At 66.2% G+C, this 16,177-nt stretch carries 16 protein-coding genes; 7 read left to right on the top strand and 9 right to left on the bottom strand.

Annotated elements, in window-relative coordinates:
• The first annotated feature begins 68 nt into the window (after positions 1–68).
• Positions 69–794, top strand: a complete 726-nt coding sequence (locus tag OK015_RS04515) for a TetR/AcrR family transcriptional regulator (protein WP_268129575.1) — start codon at positions 69–71, stop codon at positions 792–794.
• Positions 795–803: 9 nt separating this feature from the next.
• Here the strand turns inward: OK015_RS04515 and OK015_RS04510 are convergent, their stop codons facing one another.
• Positions 804–2,294, bottom strand: a complete 1,491-nt coding sequence (locus OK015_RS04510; protein ID WP_268129573.1) for a bifunctional phosphatase PAP2/diacylglycerol kinase family protein — start codon at positions 2,292–2,294, stop codon at positions 804–806.
• A gap of 42 nt (positions 2,295–2,336) precedes the next feature.
• On the opposite strand from OK015_RS04510, the gene OK015_RS04505 reads away from it, so the two are divergent.
• On the top strand, positions 2,337–3,116 hold the full coding sequence (locus OK015_RS04505; protein ID WP_268129571.1) for a hypothetical protein: 780 nt from the start codon (positions 2,337–2,339) through the stop codon (positions 3,114–3,116).
• Here OK015_RS04505 and OK015_RS04500 read toward each other — a convergent pair.
• Positions 3,107–3,805 carry a GAP family protein gene (locus tag OK015_RS04500; protein WP_268132439.1) on the bottom strand — a complete coding sequence of 233 codons (699 nt, stop codon included), beginning with the start codon at positions 3,803–3,805 and terminating at the stop codon, positions 3,107–3,109. The two genes, OK015_RS04505 and OK015_RS04500, sit on opposite strands and share 10 nt — an antisense overlap.
• Positions 3,806–3,982: 177 nt before the next feature.
• On the opposite strand from OK015_RS04500, the gene OK015_RS04495 reads away from it, so the two are divergent.
• Positions 3,983–5,377, top strand: a complete 1,395-nt coding sequence (locus OK015_RS04495; protein WP_268129569.1) for an amidohydrolase family protein — start codon at positions 3,983–3,985, stop codon at positions 5,375–5,377.
• Between the two features lie 12 nt (positions 5,378–5,389).
• Here OK015_RS04495 and OK015_RS04490 read toward each other — a convergent pair whose 3' ends face one another.
• A complete protein-coding gene (locus OK015_RS04490) occupies positions 5,390–5,695 on the bottom strand; it encodes a hypothetical protein (protein ID WP_268129567.1) in 306 nt (101 codons plus the stop codon).
• Positions 5,696–5,815: 120 nt separating this feature from the next.
• Here OK015_RS04490 and OK015_RS04485 point away from each other — a divergent pair, with 120 nt between their 5' ends.
• Both OK015_RS04485 and OK015_RS04480 read left to right on the top strand, forming a co-directional pair.
• A complete protein-coding gene (locus OK015_RS04485) occupies positions 5,816–6,043 on the top strand; it encodes a hypothetical protein (RefSeq protein WP_268129565.1) in 228 nt (75 codons plus the stop codon).
• Positions 6,044–6,091: 48 nt separating this feature from the next.
• Positions 6,092–7,594, top strand: a complete 1,503-nt coding sequence (locus OK015_RS04480; RefSeq protein WP_268129563.1) for a glycosyltransferase family 39 protein — start codon at positions 6,092–6,094, stop codon at positions 7,592–7,594.
• Here OK015_RS04480 and OK015_RS04475 read toward each other — a convergent pair whose 3' ends face one another.
• The 3 genes from OK015_RS04475 to OK015_RS04465 all read right to left on the bottom strand — a co-directional run bounded on the left by OK015_RS04475 (position 7,595) and on the right by OK015_RS04465 (position 9,820).
• A complete protein-coding gene (locus tag OK015_RS04475) occupies positions 7,595–8,428 on the bottom strand; it encodes a glycoside hydrolase family 16 protein (RefSeq protein WP_268129561.1) in 834 nt (277 codons plus the stop codon).
• A 126-nt stretch (positions 8,429–8,554) separates the two neighbouring features.
• Positions 8,555–9,388, bottom strand: a complete 834-nt coding sequence (locus OK015_RS04470; RefSeq protein WP_268132438.1) for a glycoside hydrolase family 16 protein — start codon at positions 9,386–9,388, stop codon at positions 8,555–8,557.
• Positions 9,389–9,400: 12 nt separating this feature from the next.
• On the bottom strand, positions 9,401–9,820 hold the full coding sequence (locus OK015_RS04465; RefSeq protein ID WP_268129560.1) for a MarR family winged helix-turn-helix transcriptional regulator: 420 nt from the start codon (positions 9,818–9,820) through the stop codon (positions 9,401–9,403).
• A gap of 116 nt (positions 9,821–9,936) precedes the next feature.
• Between OK015_RS04465 and OK015_RS04460 the strand changes: the two genes are divergently transcribed.
• Complete coding sequence (locus OK015_RS04460; protein ID WP_268129558.1) at positions 9,937–10,596, top strand: hypothetical protein; 660 nt, start codon at positions 9,937–9,939, stop codon at positions 10,594–10,596.
• 187 nt (positions 10,597–10,783) lie between these two features.
• On the opposite strand, the gene OK015_RS04455 is transcribed toward OK015_RS04460, so the two are convergent.
• Positions 10,784–11,803 (bottom strand): NADP-dependent oxidoreductase, encoded by a 1,020-nt coding sequence (locus tag OK015_RS04455; RefSeq protein ID WP_268129557.1) that lies wholly within the window; start codon positions 11,801–11,803, stop codon positions 10,784–10,786.
• A 66-nt stretch (positions 11,804–11,869) separates the two neighbouring features.
• On the opposite strand from OK015_RS04455, the gene OK015_RS04450 reads away from it, so the two are divergent.
• Positions 11,870–12,541: a DUF3060 domain-containing protein gene (locus OK015_RS04450; RefSeq protein ID WP_268129556.1), complete on the top strand. Its 672-nt coding sequence runs from the start codon at positions 11,870–11,872 to the stop codon at positions 12,539–12,541.
• Between the two features lie 6 nt (positions 12,542–12,547).
• Here OK015_RS04450 and OK015_RS04445 read toward each other — a convergent pair whose 3' ends face one another.
• Both OK015_RS04445 and OK015_RS04440 read right to left on the bottom strand, forming a co-directional pair.
• A complete protein-coding gene (locus tag OK015_RS04445) occupies positions 12,548–15,721 on the bottom strand; it encodes an adenylate/guanylate cyclase domain-containing protein (RefSeq protein ID WP_268129554.1) in 3,174 nt (1,057 codons plus the stop codon).
• Between the two features lie 53 nt (positions 15,722–15,774).
• Complete coding sequence (locus OK015_RS04440; protein WP_268129552.1) at positions 15,775–16,161, bottom strand: hypothetical protein; 387 nt, start codon at positions 16,159–16,161, stop codon at positions 15,775–15,777.
• Between the last annotated feature and the right edge of the window lie 16 nt (positions 16,162–16,177).

The raw sequence follows: 16,177 nt of genomic DNA, 5'->3' as shown, positions 1-16,177 counted from the left end.
GTGATAACAACAGACACGGTATCATTGATTGCTAACACCGCAACGTCGAATTTGTTATCGTTGAAAACATGGATAGTCGCCGAACGCGTACCACCGGCGCCGAAGCGGCCGAGAAGGTACTGGAAGCCGCAGCCGGGCTGTTGGTGTCCGGCGGCGTCGACGCCGTCTCTACCAGGGCCGTCGCGTCGGCGGCGGGCGTGCAGCCGCCGACGATCTATCGGCAATTCGGCGACAAGCAAGGGTTGCTCGATGCGGTCACAGGCCACGTGTTGCAGAGCTACCTACAGGACAAGAGGCGGGCCGTCATTACCGACGACCCCGTGCAGGACTTCCGCGACTCGTGGGATCTGCACGTCGATTTCGGCCTCACCTACCCCGATTGCTACATCCTCGCGTATGTCCAGCCGCGCCCCGGCAAGATGCCGGCACTGGCCCGCGAATCGCTGGAGATCCTGCACGGGTTGATCGGGCGAATCGGTGATCACGGCCTGCTCAAGATGAGCGTCAAGCGTGCCGTGGAGTACGTGCATGCCGCGGCGGCGGGTTACGTGCTGGCCCAGATTCGCATACCACCGGAGGGACGCGACCTGGAGCTGTCGACCATCACCCGGGAGAACGCCATCGCCGCGATAGCGACCGACGGCTTCCGGCAGGCGGCCCCTTCGGATCTTCCGGGACGGGCAGTCGCGCTACGAGAGTCGTTGCGCGGCAGCACTAATGGCGCGCTGACGCCGGGCGAAAAGGCGATGCTCGCGGAATGGCTGGACCGCTTGGCCGATCAGGCGGACGCGTAACGCCGCTGTTCAGCGATGCGGGCGGAACACCGGCAGAATCCGGTATTTCGCGGTGAAGCTCGCTTCGCTGTATTCGTCGCCGACCTCACCGTCATGGGCGACGATCGTCGGCGCGTCGACCGCCGAGAAGCTGAATTCGGGCACCTGCAGCTCGTGGTAGAGGGGGCTGCGCCGCAGCCGTCCGAAGACGAGCGCGGTCAGAATCCTGGCCGTGGCGAACCGGCGACCCGTTTCGAGGATCCGCACGTCGATCAGACCGTCATCCAGGCGGCTGCGTCGGGACGGGGCGAACCCGCTGGGCAGATACAACGAGTTACCGAGAAAGAACAGCGACGTCAGCAGCGTCTTGTTGTCGTAGCGGATGCGGACGGGCTGGTCGCTGCGCAGCGTGTGCAGCATCGCGTAGAACCCGGCGAGCGGCTTGCCGATGCGTTTCTCCAGCTTTTCGCGCTTTTGTACGAAAGCCGGATACGCACCGATGCTGGCGGTGTTGATCACGATCCGACCTTCGTTGAGGCACACCAGATCAACGCGCGCCACGCTGCCGCGACGGATCGCCTGCACGGTCTTGCCCACGGTGTCGCAGCCGATGTCCTTCGCGAAGTGGTTGAGCGTTCCGGCGGGAAAGACCGCCAGCGGCAGCCCCGCGTCGACGGCGACCGCCGCGGCGGTGGACACCGTGCCGTCGCCCCCGCCCACCGCGAGCACCTCGGCCCGCGAGGCGGCATCGCGCAGCGCCTGCTCGGGGTCGTCGTCGGGACCGAGTGCCACGATCTCCGCCTTCGGCAGCTCGGCACGAACCTGATCGATGACGCGAGCCCCGGTGCCGCTGCCCGACGCCGGATTGACCACCAGCACCACTCCGGAACCATCGGGCCGTTCCGGCGTCTCGACGCGCAGCGGTTCTGACTGTGGCAGAGCGGGTTCCGCAACCGGCGGGACCAGCCGCCCACCCAGGACCGCGATCCCGGCGCCGATGCCCAACCCGACGACGACATCACCGGGGTAGTGCGCGCCGGTCGCCACTCGCGACAATCCGACCAGTCCGGCCAGCAGCGCCAGCCCGAAGCCCAGTGGCGGATTCTCCAGACCCACGCCGACGGCGAACGCGGCGGCGCTGGCCGAGTGTCCCGACGGTAATGAGTTGGAGGTCGGGCGGCGGTGGGCTCTTCTGACCACCGGCACCGAGTCGTAGAGCGGGCGGGGGCGCGGGCGGATTCGCTTGGCGACCTGGTTGGTGAACAAGCTCGTGACACCAAGCGTCACCAGTCCACGGGTTGCGCCGCGCTGCACGGACGGCTTCCTTGTCGCGAGCAATCCGCCGGCAATGACGAACCACAGCTTGGAATGGTCGGCTGCCCGGGTCAGCGGCGGCATGACCGTGTCGAGCAGCGGGGTGGGAGTTTCGGCCACCGCGACGAACAACTCGCGATCGAGGGTGCCCAGACCCCGGGTGATCTGCTTGATACCGCGCGCGCGTTGCCAGGGGCCCCTGCTCATTTGCTACACCCTAACCGGGGGACTGATAAGAATTGACGCACCATGACCAGGCGGGCGACGGACTATCACCGGCGGTGGCTGGCCAACGCCGAACGTCTGGGCGTGCCGCCGGCGGTCACCGCCGCGATCGCCGGGCAACACGGCATCACGCCGGAGAGCTTTCACGTCCTGAAGGAAATGGCCGAGATCAACGACCCGGATGGCAAGTCGTTCTTCCTGATTCCGCCGGGCACCACCGGCGCCGAGGCGCGCGGCGCCACGCTGCTGACCTACGTCTTCAACGCGGGCACCGGCTACGGCGGCCCGACGAGACAGCCCACCGATTTCCCCGAGACGCCGTACTCCGCCGACGAGGTGCAGCGGATTGTCGATCGGCAAGAGGCAAACAAATGGAGCTACGACCAGGACGTCGGATTCGTCGACCGCAATGGCGGTCGCCTGGTCACCACACCGAACGGCATGCTGATGGGCCTCGGCGGCAACTGGATCCAACGGCTGTTCAGCCAGCAGGGCGGCACCGCTTGGGGTGACATCTTCATGGTCAACGTCTCGATCGACGAAACGGGGCCCGCTCGTCGGCTCCGCCAGATCGTGGAGTCCGGGCACGCGTGGTACTCCGACCGCAACGGCCGGCCGAGGGAAAGCAATCTCGCCCTTGACCGCGTGCTGCACCACGAGGAGCTGCATTCCCAGCAGTGGGCCGCCAGAGGACACGCGCGCATGATCACCGCTTACCTCTGGGAAGTGCTCCGCGACAGGCTGTTTGGCAAGACGAACCGGCTCGAAGCGCAGGCCGGTCTGGCCGACGGCGGCTACCAATGATACAAGGCGCGAATGCCGTTGTGTAGCACCATCAAACCGATCAGGACCAGGATCGCCGCCAGCAGCGCGGCGTTGTTTTTCTCCATCCAGTTCTTGACGCGTTCCAGGAGATCATCGAGACGGTGACCCGCGGCGGCGTAGGCCAGGATCGGGACCGCGACCGTTGACGCGGAAACGGCGACGAAGATGACACCGGCCGACAACTTGTCGACGTCGTGCAGGTCGCTGGTCCCGATGGCCACGCCGGCCGCCAAGCACATCAGAAGCACCTCTAGCCGGATCACCGTGAGCACCAGCCCGGTGATGGCCGCGCGCCTGGGGCGCATTGTCGAAAACGAACGCATCCAGGCGGGTGACTCGGTGTGCCGATGCCGGGTCACCCACCGGTAGATGCCGAACAGGATCAGCGCGGACCCGAGCACCACCCGCAGCCAGGACGCCCATGCCGGTGGCGACTTGTGCATTCCGCCAAGGGCGCCGGAGCCCTCGACGAAGAGCACCGTCTGTGCCACCAGCCCGAACAGCCAGCCGCCGAGGAAGGCCAGCCCGGCCGGCCGCGGTTGCGGTGCGTGCAGCACGAGGACGGCCGGGATGAGCGACAGCGGAGAGATGGCGATGACGAGCGCCAGCGGAATGAGCGTGGTCAACAGCGAGCTCCAGCTTCCTGCCACGGGCAGCAATCCTCTCATCGAGCCGGCCGTCGTGCCACCGAGCGCGGCGCGCTCGCTGTCCCGGCGCTCACCAGACACACCCGGATGGTTGTATGTGAATTGCAGCGCAACCACATTCATCGATCCCGCCCGGACAGCCTCAGGCAACCAACACGATAGGCAAGACGTTCGAGGGAGACACTAGGGGAAGATCACGTGGCTCGGATTCACCTTGGGCACATTTTCCACCTCGCCGGCTCTCCGCTGGTGTCCGAAGCCGTCGACGCGCTGGTGTCAATCCCGGGAGGCGCATTGGTGGTCGAAGACGACGGCAAGGTCGCGTTCTGCGGTGACCGCGCCGGCGTCCCACTCAAGTACCGGTCGACACCCGTGACGGATCACCGGCCCGGGTTTCTGCTTCCGGGCTTCGTGGATACCCACGTTCATTTCCCGCAGACCTTCGCCGGCGACTCCTACAACGGTGGGCAACTGCTGGAATGGCTGAACTACTGCATCTACCCCTCGGAAGCCCGCTTCGCCGACCAGAACTTCGCACGGCGGGCGGCGGTCGAATTCTGCGATCGGCGCATCGCGAGCGGAACCACGGCAGCCATGGTCTTCGGATCCCCGTTTCCCGAGGCCCAGGATGCCCTGTTCACCGAAACGGCTCGCCGCGGGCTGCGGATCGTCAGCGGCCGTGGCATCCAGACCGTCGGACCCCAGGCCGCCAAACCGTTGATGACGTCGGAAGACGACGCGATCCGACTGGCCCGCGAGGAGATCAACAAATGGCACGGGGCCGACACCGGCAACGTGCACACCGCCCGGTTGCATGTGGCGCTGGTACCGCGATTCGCGATCGCGGTCACCGCGGAGACTCTGAAAAGGCTTGGCGAACTTTATGATTCGGTCCGAGATCGCGGCGTGTACTTCCACACGCACCTCAACGAGAACAACCGCCCGGGCAGCGGCGAAGTCGACACGACCAAGCAGATTTATCAGGTCGACTCCTACCTGGACACCTACGACGGCAAGTTTCTGCCCGGCTCCAAAGCCGGCGGCCCGAGCATGCTCGGGCGGCGCAGCATCATGGCGCACGCGGTGCACTGCCAGGACGTGGAGCTGCAGCGGATGTCGGAGACGGGCACGTCGATCGCGCATTGCCCCGTGTCACAGCAGTTCCTCGGCTCCGGCACCATGCCGTGGCTTCGCACGGTTGCTTCGGGGGTAAACATCGCCGCCGGAACGGATTTCGGCGGCGGAGACGAGTGGCCGATTCCGCAGGTGCTCGCCGCGGCGTTCAAGGTACACATCTGCGAGCCGGGCGACGCGGGCGTGACGATGCATCCGGCCGAGATGCTGTTCCTCGGAACGCTCGGCGGTGCCCGCGCGCTCGACATGGAGGACCGTTTCGGCAACTTCGACGTGGGCAAGGAGGCCGACTTCGTCGTCATCGACCCGAACCGCACACCCGCGCTGCGGGCCGTGATCACCGAGGGCGTGCGATCCGACGACCCGGCGATGGCCCGGGACCAGACGCTGTTCGGCTTGCTGATGCGAACGCGCGAGACCTCCATCAACGGTACCTACGTTCAGGGCCGCCGGCTGTAACCTCCACCGGGCCTAGCCCTTTCGGCGCAGTGTCCAGGCCGGCACCCAGTGCGTCACGGTTTTCCGCTTGGACCCGTACACGACGGGATAGGTCACCAGCCCCCACCAGTCGCCCTGCTCGCACAGGCCCCAGCAGCTCAGCAACCCTTCGACGACCTTGTGCAGCTGCAAACCGTTGGGCTGATACCGGCCTGAGCGATGCGGCTCGCGCGGGAAAAGCACCGTCAGGTCGATCAGCACCGCGATCGGCGGACGCACCACCCGAAACGGATGGCGGACCGGCTGCCCGTTGTATCCGATCGACGCGAGCGGCCCCATCGTTCGATCATACGTTCGAAAGATGAAGGTCTGGTTGCGTTCGGTCAATCACAACTCGGCAACCCGGGCAAATCGATATAGTTCGGCTCGCAACCGACCGCTACGACGGGAGAGATCCGGATGACCAGGCTTATCGCTGCGGGCTTACTGGCCTTGGGCGGGCTGATGACCATCGCGGTGGGCGTGGCCAATGCCGACGAAATTCAGGTCGAGGGCGTCTACTCGACGCTGGGCGCGTGCGAAGCCGACGGCCCCCATGTCGAGCTAGCCCAAAACGACCACTTGTGGACGCATTGGGACTGCCGCCAGCACGACGATGGCCTGTACTACCTGTACCTGACCAACTAGAAGAGCGCGCCCGGCAACGCCCGGGTGTGCTTCTGGCACCATAACGGTGTGTCAGGGCGTCGCGTGCTGGACCCGCTGATCGTCGGAGTACTGGCCACCGCGGTAAGCCTTGTCGACGCCGGCCGTCCCTCGTTCTGGTACGACGAGGCCGCGACCATATCGGCCGCATACAGTCGCTCCCTTGGTCAGCTGTGGCAGATGTTGAGCAACGTCGACGCCGTCCACGGCCTGTACTACCTGCTCATGCACGGCTGGTTCCAGCTCGTCGGCGCAGGCGAGTTCTGGTCTCGCGCACCAAGCGGTCTGGCCGTCGGAGGCGCCGCGGCCGGAGTCGTGGTGCTGGGCAACCAGTTCTCTTCTCGCATCGTGGCGCTGACCGCCGGGGCGATCTGCGCGGTGCTGCCGCGGTCGACGTGGGCAGGCATCGAAGCCCGCCCCTACGCCATGTCGATGATGGCCGCGGTGTGGCTGACCGTACTGTTCGTCTACGCCGCGCGCCGCGACAGCGCCGCAATTTGGCTGGCTTACGGTGTTGCTCAAGCGGTTTCGATCGTGTTCGACGTGTACCTCGTACTGCTGTTGCCGGTGCACTTCGCCTTCCTCTGCGCCTTCCTGCGCACGCGAACGGTGGTGGCCCGGTTTGCCATCACGTCGGTTTTGGCGAGTTGTACCGTGGCGCCGTTTCTGGTCGTGGCCGCGGGTCAAGTGCATCAGATCAGTTGGGTCGCACCGATCGGGCACCGAACGATCGAAGACGTGGCGGTTCAGCAGTACTTCGAGCGCAGCCCGTGGTTCGCGGTGTTGTCGGCACTGGTGATCGCGGTAGCCCTTGCCGTGTGGCGCTGGACAGATACCAAACTCGTTGCGGCAGATAAGCAGTTGCTGACGTTGGCGGTCGCGTGGCTGCTGATACCGACCGCGGTGATCGTGGTGTGGTCGGCCCTGGTTCACCCCATCTACACGCCGCGCTATCTGTGCTTTACCGCGCCGGCGCTGGCCCTGGTCCTGGGCGTCTGCATTGGCGCACTGGCGGCCAAGCCCTGGGTGGCGGCGGCGCTGGTCACCGGTTTCGCCGTCGCGGCGGCACCGAATTACCTTCGGGTGCAACGTAGCCCGTATGCCAAGTACGGGATGGACTACAGCCAGGTGGCCGATCTGATCACCGCCGAGGCGGCGCCGGGCGATTGCCTACTGATTAACGACACAGTGACGTTTATGCCCGCACCGATGCGGCCGTTGATGGCGGCGCGCCCCGACGCCTACCGCAAGTTGATCGACCTCACCCTGTGGCAGCGGGCAACGGACCGCAAGGACGTCTTCGACACCAACCTGATCCCGGAAGTCGTCGCCCAACCGCTCAGTGGTTGCCACGTCGTGTGGATCATCACCCAGGCCGACGAGTCGCTGCCCGCCCACGAGCAGGGTTCGGCGTTGCCGCCCGGGCCGCGCTATGGAGCCACACCGGCCTTCGCGGTCCCGCACGACCTCGGCTTCCGGCTCGTCGAGCGCTGGCAGTTCAACCTTGTTCAGGTGTTCAAAGCGACGCGGTGATCACCAGATGCGGATGTAGTCGACGAGCATCCTCGCCGGGAAAACACCCGCGGCGGGATCGCCGGCACCGACGCCGCCCACCGCAAGCGTGAACATCGGCGTCATCCAGTAGCCGGGGATGTTGAACGGCCACCGGAAATCGTCGGGAGCACCGCCGGCAACGTGAATGGGTTTGTTGCCAACCTTGAAGTACTCGGCGCCGTCCCGCGAGAACTCGAATCCCTCTTCGCCCCAATGCATTCGCCAGGTGTGCCAGTCGCCGTCGACCAGTCCGGGAATCGATTTGCCTTCCCAGGTCTTGCCGTTGGATGCCGCGTGCACCGTGGTGCCCGGAGCCCAGGTGCCATTGCCGTACCACTCGAAGATGTCGACCTCGCCGTCCGGCAGCGGGTCCTCGTTGACGCCCCAGAACGAGGGCCACAGACCGGGGGTCAGGCAGTCCAGTTTGATCTTGGCTTCCCAGGTCTGGTTGATCATGCTGCGGAAATTGCCACGCAGTTTGCCGCTGTAATAGGTGTTGCTGAAAAAGTCGTGGGTGGCGCACAGGACGAGGTTGGAGTGCCCGTCCTGAAAAACGTTTTGTCGGTCGTCGCGGTAGATCCCCTCGACGGGCGGGAAGACGTCGTCCTGCCAGGTCTGGATCGTCCACTTGCCCGGATCGGGAGGAGATCCCGGAGGCCCGTCGAACTCGTCGGCAAAGATGAACGGCCCACCCGGTCCAGCAGTCGGCGCGTCCGGCGGTGCGGGGCGCGCCGCGGCTTCCGGGAGAGGCGTCGCCGCCGCAGCTGCCAGCATGCCGAGCCCAGTCGTCAACAACATGCTGCGACGATCCATATCCACGTACCACCCATCGCTAAAAGGCCGGGAAATCCGGCTTGGCACGATGCCCCTCGGCCAACTCTCGCAAACGGTGTTATACAACCATGCGTCGGGATAGCGCGCATCCTGCACCCAGAGGCATCAGAAGACCCGCACCCAGTCGACCAGCATTTCCGACGGATAGGCGCCCGCCGCAGGGTCACCGCCCCCGGAACCGCCGACCGCGAGGTTCAGCACCGGAAACATCGTGTACCCGACGTCGTTGAACGGCCACATTCGGAGCGAGTCGTGCAGATCCTCGATACCGGTGGCCGGGACGCTGAAGTACGGTTCGGCACCCTCGGCATAGTCTTCCCAGAAGTACATGCCGCCCGCATTCCACGTCACCCGCCAGTTGTGCCAGGCGCCGTCGACCGCGATCGGGCGGGTCTCAAAGGCCGTGCCGTCCGGATTGGCGTGCACGGTGGTACCCGGGGGCCACTGCCCGTTGCCGTACCACTCCATCAGGTCCACTTCCCCGCTACGACCCGGATCGTCATTGGACAACCACCAGGCCGGCCAGCAGCCGCCGGTAAGGCAGTTGAGTTTGACGCGCGCCTCCCAGGTGGTCCCGATGGCGCCCCGCCAGGTGCCGCTCACCAGGCCGCCGAAGTAGTCGCCCCCGTCTCGGTTGGCGCGCAGTACCAGGTTCGACTTGCCGTCGACGAACACGTTCTGCCGGCTGTCGCGGTACTGCCCGAAAAACTCGGGCCGGTCGAACCCGGTCGGATTATGGATCGGCGTACGGTGGTTAGCCACAAGCCATTTCGACGGATCGGGAGCCGAGCCGGCCGGGCCGTCGAATTCATCGTGAAACAGGTACGACCCGGAGCGGGCCGGCGCGGCGCCGGCGCTCGCAGTGGGGATGGCCGCGGCCAGCGCACCGAATCCCGCCAGCGTCATCATCCGGCGACGATCCATACCTGGCATCCGCAGACCGCTTTCGGCTCAAGGGGTGCCCGCAGCATAAAGCAGTTCCTTGAGCTGACTTTGCTGCTCGGCGGCGAGCCGGGTCAGAATTCGCTGCTCGGCGACCGCCACGGCGGTATCGGCGCGCTTCAGCAGGGCCTTGCCGCGCCGCGTCAGTTGGGCCGGCATCGCGCGACCCGCCGGCGCCGACGTTGCCCGGCTCAGTGCGCCGCGGTCCTCGAGTGCATGCAGCACCTGGTTCATCGCCTGCGCGGAGACGTTGGTGCCGCGCGCCAATTCCGCACTCGTAAGCCCGGGGTGGTTGGCCAAGATCCGCATGCAGACGAATTCGGGCAGGCCGATCCCCAGCGGTTTGAGCTCCGCGGCAACCTGGGGCCGCAACGATGCCATCACTCGGTACAGCAGGAACCCCAAAGGCTCATCGTGGGATTGACTCATCCCCACATGCTGGCACGCGCCGCATCGTTTATCCCACGCAACCATCAACTTTGTTGACATTACCGGAGTCGGTGGTATCAAGGAGCTTGATGGTCCGACAAGAAAGGAACACAAAGATGTCTGGTGACGGATTGTTTGGCGGCCCCGGCGGTTTCGGGGGCGGTTTCGGTGGTCCCGGCTTCGGCTTCGGCGGCTTCGGTGGCGGTCCCGGCGGTTTCGGAGGCGGGCCCGGTGGCTTCGGGGGCGGTTGGGGTAAACACGGTTGGGGCCATGGCGGGCCCGGCGGTCCCGGTTTTGGAGGCGGTTTCGGTCCGGGTGGCCGCCCTCCGCTCAAGCGCGCGGCGTTTGTCACCGCGGCGCTGCTACTCGACGGGCCGGCCGACGCCGCGCAGATCGTGCAGCGGGTGACCGAGGCGACCGAGGGAGCGTTCACCCCGCCGCAGGACGTGGCAGAACTTGCCATCGGGCTGCTCGCCGGCCGTGGCGTGGTGACCGTCGACAACGGCGTGGCGACGCTGACCGAGCTCGGCAATAACCTGCTGGCCTGGCGGGGCGTCAGCAGCGAAACCGCGCACGCGTTCCTGGGGCGGGCAGCCAAGTTCGGCGACGTCTTCAAGATCCGCCGCGAACTGTTCGAGATCGCCGGCCTGGCGCGCACGATCACCTGGACGGGCACCGATGAGCAAAAGCAACAGCTCGCCGCGGCGCGGACCAAGGTTCTCGAAGCGCTACGCGAGGCGAAGAAGACGCTGCATCGCGTTCTCGGCGAGGAGTAGCGCAACCACTCCCACCGCCCACACGAGTATCGGTCTCGGCCGGGCGCAGCATTTGCCCGCCTCCGAGCGACAAGCCATGACCGCAGTCGATGGCGCAATCTGTCGCTCGGAGGCGGGCAGAGGGCACCTACCTTTGGGCAGCGAACGCATGAGACGGATGTGAGAACCCGCAGCGCCCGCCCAGCCCTCAGGCGGATCCGGGCTCGCTGATCTTGACCAACGTCTTGCCGATGTTGGCCCCGGTGAACAACCCGTTGAGAGCGTCAACGCACGACTCGATGCCCTGAAAAATGGTCTGGCGGTGCTTGAGTCGGCCTTCGGCCTCCCATTGACGCAGCGAGGCGAAGGCTTCCTCGAATCTGCCCCACTGATCGAGCGCGTTGAATCCCTGCATCAGCGCTGTCTTCGACAGCAGGTTCACATAGTTGGCCGGACCCGGGTGCTCCCCGGTCAGGTAGCTGGAGATGACGCCGCAGAGCACGACTCGCGCGTTGGCCGCGAGCCGGCCGAGCACCGCGTTGAGGATCGGGCCGCCGACGTTGTCGAAGTACACGTCGACGCGGCGCGGGCAATGCTGCTTGAGGGCGGCGGGCACGTCTTCGTTCTTGTAGTCGATGCACGCGTCGAATCCGAAGTCCTCGACCACCGCCCGGCATTTCTCGGGTCCGCCCGCGATGCCGACCACCCGGGCGCCGGCGATCTTGGCGATCTGCCCGGCCACCGACCCGGTGGCACCCGCCGCCGCCGAGACCACCACCGTCTCACCAACCTTCGGTTTACCGATGTCCGTCATGCCGAAGTAGGCGGTGGCACCGGTCGGGCCGTAGACCGACATGATCGCCAGCTGGTCGTCCTCACCCGGGATGGGTGTGCTGAACAGGTCGTCGCGGACGATCACGTATTCCTGGAAGCCGGTCAGCGTGGTGATCACGTCGCCAACGGCGTAGGCGTCGCACCGGGAGGCGACGACTTCGCCGATGCCGGCCGCCCGGATCACCTCGCCGAGCTGCACCGGCGGAAGGTAGCTCGGCTGGTCGTTCAGCCAGGTCCGGACCGCCGCGTCCAACCCGACGTAGGTAGTCCGGACCAATGCCTCACCATCGGCGGGTTCGGGTGCCTGGCCGGTGATCAGCTCGGTGTCATCGGGTGCAACCAGCCCGGTCGGGCGGCGACGCAACAGGATCTGGCGATTCGGCATGTCGGGCACGGTGCTGAAACTACCGATTGAAGCCGAAACTACCTATCAGGCACCGTCCAGTGGGAGCATCTGTCCATGGAATCGCAGGACGACCCGGAAAAACGGATTCGGGACCTGGAGCGCCCGTTGGCCGACGCCGCGCGCGCGTCCGAACTGGGAGGCGCACCGCAGGGCGGTCAGAGCTACCCGCCGCCGCCACCCGGGCCTGTTCCGCCTCCACCACCGCCGATGTACGGCTATGGCGGCCCCTACGGCGGGCCCGCGCCCAAACCACCGGCGGGCAACCGCATGTGGTGGATCGTGGGCACGATCATCGTCGTCGGCGTGCTGGTTCTCGCGGGAGGCATCGCGGCCTTTGCCGCACACCAGCTTTCCGGTGTCCGGTCGATCATCAGCTCAGGTGTGACCACCTCGCCGGTGACCACTTCACCCCGAACCACGACGCGTAGCCCGGGACCGTCGACGTTGCCGCAGCCGCCACAGGGCGCGCCGCTCGACGTGTCCGGCATCGACGAGAACAAGACCATCGCGTGCAACGACAACGCGGTCACCGTCAGTGGAATCAACAATACGATCGTGATCACCGGCCACTGCGCGAGCCTGTCCGTGTCCGGCATGAAGAACTCGGTCACCGTCGACGCCGCCGACACCATCGAAGCGTCCGGCATGAACAACCATGTGACGTTTCACTCGGGCGCGCCGACGGTCTCCAACTCCGGTGTCGACAACGTCGTCGAGCAGGGCTGAGCTGCCTCAGTCGGCGTCCATCGCGTCGGCCAGCGCCAGATAGCCCTCGAATTCGGCGTGTTGCGCCCTGGCCCGAAACCCTTGCAGGAATTGCCGATAGCCGGACTCGTCGCCACGGATTCGGGCCAGCAGTGCCCGCAGCCGCAGCACCGGAATGTCGTGCAACACGAAGCCCGGCTCGGTCGGGACGTCCGCGAGTCTGTCGATCGCGCGTTCGGCCGCCTCGATATCGCCGGGGCCGCCGCGTGCCAGCAATGTCTCGACAAGTGCGGTGGTGGCGGGCGCCCGGAACATCATCGTCCCGGCTTCGAACTGCGCGTTGAGGATCCGGGAAACCAGGTCGATCGCGCCGTCGAGATCACCGGATCGGGCACGCCCACGGGCGATTTCGACGTCGGTCATTCGACGAATCGCGACGATCAGCTTCTCATCGACGAGCATCTCGCGCGCCTTGGCCAGATATTCGAAGCCCGTCCCTGCGCTTTCGTCGTTGCAGTGGATCAGCGCGGTGGCCCGATTCACTAGCGCGTACGCCAGCGCGGCGTTGTCACCGGACCGTTGCGCGATTTCCAGCGACTCAGCCGTCTGCGTCACGTCGTCGGCGTTGGGCAGCACCCCGCCGTTCTGCACCGCGGCCGCATATTTGTACAGCTGCGCGAACGGGTGGGTGGTCGGGTCGAACGACCTGGCCATCGCAATGCCCTCCTCGAGATCCTGTCGCCAGCCCGACCGGCCCAAAAACATTCCGGCTGCGCCCTTTAACGTGATCGCCCAGGCCAGCGGGGAGCCGATCACGAAGTTACCCATAGTGGGATCGCCGTGAGCGACGTCGATGATCCGTTGCGCCAACTGCAGGCATTCGGTCGCCTCGCCGACCTCCCACTTGGCCTGGGCGGCAGCGTAGAAAAGCCCGGCAGTCATCGCCGGATCGCCGATCGACTCGACAAGCGTGGCGAACTCCATCGCCATGTCGGCCGCCTCCCGATGTTGGGAGTTGAACGTCAGCGTGGTGAGGTGGCCCGCCATGCCTACCGCCAATGACCTCTTATCGCCCGCCTGCGTGGTAAGAGCGCGTAATTCGTCGAATCCTGTCTCGTCGGGCGTGCCGCCCACTTGAAATGCACTGCCGCACAGCAAGGCTCGTGGCGCGATGCGCATGGCCAGTCGATCGGGGTGATCGTCGGGGAGCCGGTCGGCGAATCGCTCGGCCTGTTGCCAACTGGCCCGGGCGGCGCGGATATCCCGTCCGCCATACCAAGTTCCGGCCCGCATGTACCACTCGTAGGCCTCACGCACGTCCCCGGCCGCCGCGTACTGAGTTGCGACGATCGAGGCCTCGTGGCCGGTGAACTCGCCGTAGGTGCGCTGCAACACCGCCGCCACCCGGCGGTGCAATTCGGCTCTGCCGGACTTCAATTGGGATTCGTAGGCCACCGCCTGAATAAGCGGATGACAGAAGGCGTACGTCGCGTGCGGGGCGAAGCCGACCTGTTCGACCAGTGCCGCCTGCACCAGTGGCGCCACGTCGACAGTGCCCAGCAGACATTTCAGCAATTCGGTGTCGAACTGCGCGCCGATGACGGCTGCGGCGTTCAGAGTGCGCTTCGCCGTGGCATTGAGCCGATCGATGCGTGCCCCGATGATGCCCTGCAGGCTGGCCGGAACGTGGATTTCTCGCACTTCGCGCACACACACGTAGGCGCCCGGCACGCCCTCGAGCTCACCCCGCTCGGCGAGGTCACGCACGATCTCCTCGGCGGCGAATGGCACGCCGGCCGCCCGGTCGGCGATCACCGCCGACAATCCGGCCACCGAAGGGTCGGCCCCCAACAGCTCATTCATCAATTCGGCGATGTACGAATCACCCAGTGGCTCAAGGGCGAACGGATGCGCGCCCGGGATATGTGCCAGCGGCCCCGAGTATTCGGGTCGATAGGCAACGAGCAACGTCGCGTGCATTCCGGGTACCGCCGCCGCGAATTCGGCAAGCAGCGATTCGCTCACGCTGTCGATCCACTGAGCATCGTCGATGACGTAGATCGCGGACTCGGGCCGAGCCAGCGAAATGGTGTTGATCAGGTCGACCAGCCGGCGGCGCCGGGCGTCCGGGGTGATGTCCGGGCACGGCGTATCGGGATCGCGGATGCCGAGCAGGTCATCGAGCAGCACCAGGTCCTCGGCACCCGCCCCGGGGATTTCGGTGCGCACGCGTGCCCGTGCCACCTCCAGGGTGAGGCCGCCCAGACCGAAGACCGCGCGCAGCAACCGGGAGATCACGTGGAAGGGAATCTCGCGGGTATGGGATTCGCAATAGGTGACCGACACCTCGAATCCGGCACTGCGCGCTATGCCTAACGACTCGCGGACCAGCCGGGTCTTGCCCACGCCCGGGCGGCCCGTCACCGTAATCACCGTTCCGGCGCCGCGGCTGGCCTGGTCCAGTAATTCCGCGACGGCTTCCTTCTCCCGCTGCCGCCCGACGAGGCGGGACTGGCGGCGCGCCTTGCGGTGTTCGCCGTCGGTGGCCAGCAGGCGCCGCGCCGGCACGGTGGTGGCGAATCCCTTGATGTGCACGGTCTCGGGCTCACCCAGCACGGCCCGGTCCTCGACGAGCCGTGCCGTCGATTCGCTGAGCATGACACCGCCGGGCGGCGCCACCGATTCCATCCGCTGGGCCATGCCCACCTGTTCGCCCACCGCGGTGTACCCGAGATGAGTCGCCCCCAGATCGCCGGCGATCACCTGGCCGGAATTCAGCCCGACCCGCAAGCGCAGGTCGATCCCGTCCCGGCGGCCCACCTCGACCGCCAGTTGGCGGACCACCTCCTGTATGTCCAGCGCCGCCAGGCAGGCGCGAAACGCATGATCCTCCAACGTGATTGGGGCGCCGAAAAGCGCCATGATGCCGTCGCCGGTGAACTTGTCGACGGTGCCGCCGTAACGCTGGACCACGGTTGCCGACTGATTGACAAGCTCAGTCATCACTTCGCGCAGCCGCTCGGGGCCCAACGACGCGGCGATGTCCATCGACCGCACCACGTCCGCGAAGAGAACGGTCACTTGCTTGTATTCGGCCGTCTCGACATTGGGCGCAAGCGGGGCGCCGCAGGAATCGCAGAAGCGTGCACCTTGACGCGGCTCCGAGCCGCACACCTGGCACACCAACGATGCTGGCGTCACAGCTCGACCCTAGGCGTAATCCCCGCTAGTGGGAACGCCCGCAAATCGGCGGATTATGTTTGCTCATCCGCGTTGTCGTCGAGGACGCTGACCGCGATGCCATAAGGCAGGAACCGCACCTTCCGCTTCGGATCGACATTGTTCTTGTTCGCGCGCAACGCGTCGAGCTCGTTGGCATAAACCTCTTCGACCTGAGCTCCACCCGCGGCATCGACGGTGTAGATCGCCCAGACGCCGTCACCGGCCTCGCCCGCGGTTTCCGGCCGGGACCGCGGCCGCCGCGACAGGTCGTCGAAGAACGCAGACCAACCCGTCCGGGCGCCCGGAGCAGCGGCGAACCTGCTGACCCGCTCGAACACGTCGCGCAGCCCCTCGCTGCCCTCCCTGATCACCCGATCGAACTCCTCGGGATCAAATCCGAATGCACCGTGCTCGCCCACGCGGCCTCCTTGCAGC

Origin of the sequence: Mycobacterium sp. Aquia_216 (assembly GCF_026723865.1) — a bacterium.
Lineage (GTDB): Bacteria > Actinomycetota > Actinomycetes > Mycobacteriales > Mycobacteriaceae > Mycobacterium.
The sequence above is the reverse complement of the archived record's forward strand: the minus strand, read 5'-3'. Positions and strand labels throughout refer to the sequence as shown.